Origin of the sequence: Lawsonibacter hominis (assembly GCF_014287895.1) — a bacterium.
Lineage (GTDB): Bacteria > Bacillota > Clostridia > Oscillospirales > Oscillospiraceae > Lawsonibacter_A > Lawsonibacter_A hominis.
Genome location: NZ_JACOPP010000054.1, coordinates 1 through 7,427, shown reverse-complemented (window position 1 = coordinate 7,427; position 7,427 = coordinate 1). Strand labels below are relative to the sequence as shown.

Here is a 7,427-nt window from a genome sequence, read left to right as displayed (position 1 = left end):
CGGACATGGTTTACAGACTCCTTTCAGAATGGTGTGTCGCAACTTCATTCTACCAGAGTTCTGCAAACCATGTCTCTTTTTATCCTCTTTTATATTTGCGCAACTTATTTTACCTTATCCTTTATACGCTTGTATAAGTTTAATCTAAATTATACGCACGTATAAAAGAATGTCAAGAGGAAATTAGGCTATAGAAAAAGTCCGTGAAATCATGTGATTTCACGGACTTTGGTGGACCTGATGGGATTCGAACCCACGACCTCTCGGATGCGAACCGAACGCGCTCCCAGCTGCGCTACAGGCCCTTTTCGAATTGGCACCCTGACATTATAGCATAAATTGAGCGGTTGTAAAGCCCCTTTTTGAAAAAAGTGAAAAGTGATATTGATAAATGGGGGAAAATGATGTATGATATCAAATACAGCCTTCCGAAGGGGGCGCATGAGCGCCCGGCCTGAGGCAAGGCCGCACTAGTCGGGGAGTTAGCGGTGCCCTGTACCTGCAACCCGCTACAGCAGGGATGAATCCCGGCCCCCGGAACCGCGCTGTGCCGTCTGACCCCGGTAAGCAGTGATGATGGATCGGTCCCGCGCAAGGTCGCCCCGTGAACCGTGTCAGGCGGGGAACCGAGCAGCACTAAGCGGAACGTGATCTGTGCCGTGGGGTGCCCGCTCCTGAGCCGGCTGCCGGGGTAACGGGCATAGCGAGGATTCCAAAGGCCGGTGTGCGGTCTTGCCACATGCCGGACGCGGCGAGAGGGGCGAAGCGACGCGGCTTTCCGCATCCTCCGCCCCTCTTTTTCTGTGCAAAAGCATACCGAAGACGCTCTGCAGGTCCTGAGGCGGGCAGCGTCCCGGCCTCCGGGCGCATGGGCCGGACGCTCAGACTCATGGCGCTTGCACAACATCACACAAGAGGTGACAGCCTTGTATCAAGCCCTATACCGCAAATGGCGGCCCCGGACCTTCGACGATGTGGTGGGCCAGTCCCACATTACCGATACCCTCAAGCGGCAGGTGGCTGCCGGAAGGCTGTCCCACGCCTATCTCTTCACCGGTACCCGGGGGACCGGGAAGACCACCTGTGCCAAGATCCTCTCCCGGGCGGTCAACTGCGAGCATCCGGTGGACGGCAACCCCTGCAATGCGTGCCCGGCCTGCCTGGGGATCGAGAGCGGCTCCATCCTGGACGTGCTGGAGCTGGACGCCGCGTCCAATAACGGCGTGGACCAGGTCCGTGCCTTACGGGACGAGGCGGTCTACACGCCTGCCGCCGTGAAGAAACGGGTTTACATCGTGGACGAGGTCCACATGCTCTCCACCGCCGCCTTTAACGCCCTGCTGAAGATTTTGGAGGAGCCTCCCGCTCATCTGATGTTTATCCTGGCCACCACCGAACTGCACAAGGTCCCGGCCACTATCAAATCCCGGTGCCAGCAATTCGCGTTCAAGCGCATCCTGCCCGGGGATATCGCGCTGCGCCTGTCTTATGTGGCGCAGCAGGAAGGACTGGCGCTGACCGAGGCGGGGGCGGCGCTGCTCGCCCGCCTGGCCGACGGCGGGATGCGGGACGCGCTGTCCCTGCTGGACCAGTGCGCCGGACCCGCCGGCAGCATCGGGGAGCAGGAGGTGCTGGACGCCCTGGGGCTGGCGGGCAACCTGGAGACCGCCCGGCTCATGGAGCAGATCGGGGCGGGGGAGACCGCCGCCGCGCTGGAGACGCTGTCCCGGCTGTACGGCGCGGGCAAGGAGGTGGGCAGCCTTCTGGGCGAGCTGTCCGCCCTGGCCCGGGATCTGCTGATCCGCAGGACCGCGCCTCAGGGAGGAGCGGCTCTGCTCACCGGCGGCTATGATGAAACGACCCTGCGGAAACTGTCCAATGCTTTCCAGACCCAGCGGCTGGCGCAGATGCTGGGCCTGCTCCAGGGCGCCATTGCGGACCTGTCCCGCAGCAGCAACCGGCGCACCGACGCGGAACTGTGTCTGATCCGGCTGTGCGACCCGACGCTGGACGAGAGCGCGGCCGGCCTGAACGCCCGGCTTTCCCGGGTGGAAGCCCTGCTGGCGGGCGGCATCCCCACCGCCTGCGCGGTGCCGGATCCCCCGCTGCCCCGCCGGGCGGCCCCCCAAACGGCCCCGGCGGCGGAGCCCGCTGCGGGCGGAGACCCGGCGGACCGTCCGCCCTGGGAGGAGGAGCGCGCGCCCCGGCCGGAAGCGCCGGGAGCGGCGGGACGGGAGCCGCAGGCCGCGCCCCAGACCGCGCGGTCCGTGCGTGCGCCCACAGCCGTGCCGGCCTCTTCCGCGCCGGTGTGCGGCGACCTCTGGCCCGGATTGGTGGCCGCGCTGCGGGGAAAGGTCCCCATGGGGGAGTATACCTTCCTGAACAACCCCTCCCTGGTACAGGGACGTCTGGACGGCAGCCAGCTTGTCCTTTGGGTAGAGTCGGATTTTGTCAAGAGCATGGTGGGCAAGCCCGCCATTTTGGAGACGGTGAGCAACGCCGCCTCGGCCATGACCGGCGGCGGGATACGCTGCATCGTCTCGGTAGGCAAGCCCCCCCAGGCCGCGCCGGAAGCGCCCGTGTCTCCTCCGGCGGAACACGACCGCCTGGACGACCTGCTGGCGTTTGAGGCGCAATTCGATAACATCATCATCAAAGAATAAAGGAGAATCGCTATGGCGAAGGGATTCAACAGCCGCGGCATGGGCGGCATGGGCGGCGGCATGAATATGAACATGATGAAGCAGGTCCAGAAGATGCAGCAGGACATGCTGAAGATGCAGCAGGAGTTGGAAGCCAAGACCTACACCGCCGCCGCAGGCGGCGGCGTGGTGTCCGCCACCGTTACCGGCAAGCGGGAGCTGACCGCCCTGACCATTGAGCCGGACGCGGTGGACCCGGAGGATGTGGAACTGCTCCAGGATATGATCATAGCGGCGGTGAACGAGGCGCTGCGGGCCGCGGAGAGCGATTCGGCCTCCTCCATGCAGGGGCTGACCGGAGGGCTGAACCTGCCGTTTTGAGTGTTTTGAGGAATCGCGCTTCCGGCGCCTTGCGGGGCTGGAAGACGCCGGGGTACAAGCGGCCTGCCCGCGCTGTGCGCTTCCAAGGCGGGTGGACGGGATGAAACGGACGCCGCCGGCCCAGATGTCGGAGACCGTTCGCCTGGGCGCCGTGTTGGCGGCCGCAGGCGGATTCCTGGATGCATACACCTATTTGACCCGAGGCGGCGTCTTTGCCAATGCACAGACGGGCAACATCGTTCTGCTGGGCGTCTATCTGGCCCAGGGCCAGTTCCGAACGGCGGGGCGCTACCTGATCCCTATTCTGGCGTTTGCCGCCGGAGTGATCGTGGCGGAGCTGATCAAGGCGCGCTTTCGGTATCATCCCGCCCTCCACTGGCGGCAGATCACCGTGGGGGCGGAGTTGGCGATCCTGGCGGCGGTGGCGTTTCTGCCGCAGCGCTGGAACGTTCCGGCCAATCTTGCCGTATCCTTTGTGTGCGCCATGCAGGTGGAGAGCTTTCGCAAGATCCGGGGCAATACCTATGCCACCACCATGTGTACCGGCAATCTGCGCAGCGCAACGGAGCTGTTGTTCCGCTGCTGCCGCAGCGGCGGGCGCTGTGAGCGGGAGCAGTGCCTGCAATATTACGGCATCATTCTCTTTTTTGCCTGCGGTGCGGCGCTGGGCGCGCTTTTCTGCCGGAGCTTGGGAGAGCGGGCCGTGCTGCTGGCCTGCCTGCTGCTGGCGGCGGCGTTTTTGCTGATGTTCCGGAACGGGGAGACGAGAGGGCGCGGCCGCGGGAAGGCATAACTTTGTTGGGATAGGAAGGTAGAGCACAGATGGAACAGGCAAAGGTGTACTTTTCGGACCTGCGGTGCCAGCCGGGGGTCAATCTGCTGCAAAAACTGGAACGGCTGATCCGCACGGCGGGAATCGGCGCGATTGATTTTGATCATAAGCTGACCGCCATCAAACTGCATTTCGGGGAGCCGGGCAACCTGGCCTTCCTGCGGCCCAACTACGCCAAAGTGGTGGCGGACGTGGTCAAGAGCCTGGGCGGGGTGCCCTTCCTGACCGACTGCAACACCCTCTATCCGGGGCGGCGGAAAAACGCGCTGGAGCATCTGGACGCGGCCTATGAAAACGGGTTTTCCCCGCTGACCACCGGCTGTCAGGTCGTCATCGGGGACGGCCTGCGGGGCAACGACGACGTGGAGGTGCCGGTGGAGGGGGCGGAGCATATCCAATGCGCCAAGATCGGCAAAGCCATCATGGAGGCCGACGTATTTCTTTCCCTCAGCCACTTCAAGGGCCACGAGCAGACCGGCTTCGGCGGGGCGATCAAAAACATCGGCATGGGCTGCGGGAGCCGCCGGGGCAAGATGGAACAGCATGCCGCGGGCAAGCCCACGGTGAGCCGGAGCCGGTGCGCAGGCTGCCGCAAGTGCGCCGTGCAATGCGCCCATGATGCGATTTCTTACGGCCAGGACCGGAAGGCCTGCATTGACCAGGGCAGATGCGTGGGCTGCGGACGCTGCATCGCCGTCTGCAACTTTGACGCCATCCGGCCGGATTACGATCTGGCCATGGAGGAGCTGAACTGCCGCATGGCGGAGTACGCCAAGGCGGTGGTGGAAGGGCGGCCCCATTTCCATATCAGCCTGGTGGTCGACGTGTCGCCCTACTGCGACTGCCACGGGGAGAACGACGTGCCCATCCTGCCCGATGTGGGCATGTTTGCCTCTTTCGACCCGGTGGCGCTGGATCAGGCCTGCGCCGACGCCTGCCTGCGGCAGAGGCCGATACCGGGGTCGCTGCTGGATGAGCGGATGCATGCGCCGGACTTCTGCGATCATCACGACCCGTTTATCAACACCACGCCCGTCACCGACTGGCGTGTCTGCCTGGAGCACTGCGAAAAGATCGGCGTGGGTACGCGCCGGTATGAATTAATCACCGTCCAATGAGAGGGAGCGCTTTTGATGGATCCAAAGCAGATTCTGCGGCACTGTGACCATACCCTGCTCCGGCCGACCGCCACTTGGCCGGAGATACGGCAGGTATGCGACGACGCGCTGGCGTTCGGCTGTGCCTCAGCCTGTATCCCGCCCGCTTATATCCGCCAGGCGGCCGGACACGTGGGCAACGAGCTGAAGCTGTGCACCGTGATCGGCTTTCCCAATGGCTCTTCCACCACTGCGGTAAAGGTCTTTGAGACGGAGGACGCCATTCGGGGCGGGGCGGATGAGATCGACATGGTGATCAACCTGGGATGGGTGAAGGAAGAACGCTGGGATGACGTGCTGGGGGAGCTGCGGGCGGTCAAGGCCTCCTGCCAGGGGCGCATCCTCAAGGTCATCGTGGAGGCCTGCCTGCTGGACCGGACGGAGAAGATCCGGCTGTGCCGGCTGATCACCGAGGCCGGGGCGGATTATATCAAGACCTCCACCGGCTTTTCCACCGGCGGCGCGACACGGGAGGATGTGGCGCTGTTCCGGGCGCATATCGGCCCGGAGGTCAAGATCAAGGCCGCCGGCGGCATCCGTACGCTGGAGGACGCAGCAGACTTCCTGCTGCTGGGCGCCGACCGCCTGGGCACTTCCGCCATCGTAAGCCTGGTGAAGGCGGCGGAAGAGGGGAAGCAGACGACCGCAGACCTATAGCGCGCCGCCGTTTGCGCGGCGTCCACAAGAGAAAAAAGCTTCAGCCTCACGGCCAATGTCATTAAGCGAAGCTCCAAACATGTCTGTAAAATGCATTAAAAATCGGAGCTTTACAGCAAATCCTGTTTGATATGGACTGTTGTTACTGATTATGGTATAATGCTACTATAACTAGGCAAATCGTTGTAGAGAAAAATCAGAACTTTTTCTTGTTTTTTCGTCTATTATAGTAAAGAAATATTTTCTGGCAGAATATTTCACAAAATTTTCATTGTTTCTGCAACACAATGCCTGTTATATTCATTATACACTTAGAAAGAGAAAAAGAGTTATTATAGTATGAAACGAAACGTATTCATTACAATAATGTTTTTGCTTGTATCATTCGCATTTTCTGCTTGCGCACCTGTAGCCCCTAGTGACCAAGCACCTGAATTTTTTAATGACATTGGAAAAACACTTAGTGAATTGAAAAATGAGCATCCTGAAGGCGAATTTATTGTAAGTTTAGATGGATTCCCAGATAGCGCTTCTGCATGTTTTGGGGAACAGGGGGCGAAATATGTTTACTTCTTTTTTGGAGGACATGACGGTGATTTTAAAAAGGCCATGACCGAATGTGAAGAACAGATAAAATGCTCTGGTTTTATAACAACAGCAAACATACTTTTTACAGACATGGGAGATGACATGTCCTTTCAAGATTTCTTCTCCTTGATCGGTGTCGATGATTATGAGTACTTCGGAGAAGACACGATAACTGCAGAAGGTTGGTTAAGATTCACGTATAGTGGTATGGAAGTAATGGTAAATACAAACGAAGCTGTTGCTGGCGGCGGATGGGATGTCACAGGAGTGGAAAGAGTGAAGAGTAATGCTCCGGTGTCTATTGTAGACCCAGAAATATTAAATACCAATCAAGACTTAGCTGAGGCGGTTATGTTCGATTGAACTGTGTCATGAGAAACCTTGCCTTTAGCATATAGCCGACAAATTCCAATTTGGTAAGAGAGGTTGAATAGAGTTTTTACTCATCAACACACAGAGCGAACAGAGCCAATAATAAAGCGAAAAAGTACCCACCCCATTGAAATGAACCGTACCAGTAAAAACGGACAATAGACAAAACGCCCCCTAATGTAGGAAAATGAAAGTACTACATTAGGGGGTATTATTATGGCAAGGAAGTATCAGCACACCCAGGAATTACTGCGATAAGGTAAAATAAGTTGCGCAAATATAAAAGAGGATTGGAAAAGTCAAGAACGGTGCAGAACCTGAACACCCCAAATATGAAACTTACGCGGCCAGGCCTCTGGCGGCCTGACGAAACATCACAGGCGGCAGACCACCTGGATTAGCAGTATAGATTCTCTGACGGTTGTAGTAGGTCATAATATATCGAAACACAACGCTTTTTACCTGAGCCATCGGCAGTTTTTCCGTATGAAGCTGGTACAGCTTTTCTTTCTTCAGCGTGGCAAAAAAGCTCTCCATGCGAGCGTTGTCATAGCAGCGTCCGGTACCGCTCATGCTCTGAACCGCGCCATACCGGGCCAGCACCTTACGGAAATCTGCGCTGGTAAACTGGCTGCCGCGGTCACTGTGCAGGATCATGCCAGAGGCTCCCTGAGCCTGGCAGGCAGAGCAAAAAGCGTGGATACAGAGTTCCTTCCTCATGTTGTTATCCATGGCAAGACCTATGATCTCACCGTTATAACAGTCCAGAACGGCTGCGACGTAAAGCTTTCCGTCTGC

Annotated in this window: 7 protein-coding genes, 1 tRNA gene and 1 other RNA gene; 7 read left to right on the top strand and 2 right to left on the bottom strand. The window is 58.9% G+C overall.

Features of this window, described 5'->3' with window-relative positions:
- Positions 1-229 precede the first annotated feature (229 nt).
- Positions 230-305: transfer RNA gene (locus H8S57_RS16450), tRNA-Ala, on the bottom strand.
- A gap of 160 nt (positions 306-465) precedes the next feature.
- On the opposite strand from H8S57_RS16450, the gene ffs reads away from it, so the two are divergent.
- The 7 genes from ffs to H8S57_RS16415 all read left to right on the top strand — a co-directional run bounded on the left by ffs (position 466) and on the right by H8S57_RS16415 (position 6,620).
- Positions 466-730: signal recognition particle sRNA large type (gene ffs / locus H8S57_RS16445), an RNA gene on the top strand.
- Positions 731-926: 196 nt separating this feature from the next.
- Positions 927-2,663, top strand: coding sequence for a DNA polymerase III subunit gamma/tau (dnaX, locus tag H8S57_RS16440; protein ID WP_186909047.1), 1,737 nt, complete (start codon positions 927-929; stop codon positions 2,661-2,663).
- 12 nt (positions 2,664-2,675) lie between these two features.
- Positions 2,676-3,023: a YbaB/EbfC family nucleoid-associated protein gene (locus H8S57_RS16435; protein WP_186909046.1), complete on the top strand. Its 348-nt coding sequence runs from the start codon at positions 2,676-2,678 to the stop codon at positions 3,021-3,023.
- A gap of 100 nt (positions 3,024-3,123) precedes the next feature.
- A complete protein-coding gene (locus H8S57_RS16430; protein ID WP_207723842.1) occupies positions 3,124-3,816 on the top strand; it encodes a YoaK family protein in 693 nt (230 codons plus the stop codon).
- 29 nt (positions 3,817-3,845) lie between these two features.
- The gene (locus tag H8S57_RS16425; RefSeq protein WP_186909045.1) at positions 3,846-4,973 is read left to right on the top strand and encodes a DUF362 domain-containing protein; all 1,128 of its coding nucleotides are present in this window, start codon (positions 3,846-3,848) and stop codon (positions 4,971-4,973) included.
- 15 nt (positions 4,974-4,988) lie between these two features.
- Positions 4,989-5,669, top strand: a complete 681-nt coding sequence (deoC, locus tag H8S57_RS16420) for a deoxyribose-phosphate aldolase (protein WP_186909044.1) — start codon at positions 4,989-4,991, stop codon at positions 5,667-5,669.
- A 339-nt stretch (positions 5,670-6,008) separates the two neighbouring features.
- The gene (locus tag H8S57_RS16415) at positions 6,009-6,620 is read left to right on the top strand and encodes a hypothetical protein (protein WP_186909043.1); all 612 of its coding nucleotides are present in this window, start codon (positions 6,009-6,011) and stop codon (positions 6,618-6,620) included.
- Positions 6,621-6,968: 348 nt separating this feature from the next.
- Here the strand turns inward: H8S57_RS16415 and H8S57_RS16410 are convergent.
- Positions 6,969-7,427: DDE-type integrase/transposase/recombinase (locus H8S57_RS16410; RefSeq protein WP_186909042.1), on the bottom strand; the 459-nt coding region annotated here is incomplete at its 5' end.

What these genes read in the sequence shown, in the direction of transcription:
- H8S57_RS16435 (WP_186909046.1), top strand. Translation starts at nt 2,676, where the DNA reads ATGGCGAAGGGATTCAACAGCCGCGGCATGGGCGGCATGGGCGGCGGC.
- H8S57_RS16430 (WP_207723842.1), top strand. Translation starts at nt 3,124, where the DNA reads ATGAAACGGACGCCGCCGGCCCAGATGTCGGAGACCGTTCGCCTGGGC.
- H8S57_RS16425 (WP_186909045.1), top strand. Translation starts at nt 3,846, where the DNA reads ATGGAACAGGCAAAGGTGTACTTTTCGGACCTGCGGTGCCAGCCGGGG.
- deoC (WP_186909044.1), top strand. Translation starts at nt 4,989, where the DNA reads ATGGATCCAAAGCAGATTCTGCGGCACTGTGACCATACCCTGCTCCGG.
- H8S57_RS16415 (WP_186909043.1), top strand. Translation starts at nt 6,009, where the DNA reads ATGAAACGAAACGTATTCATTACAATAATGTTTTTGCTTGTATCATTC.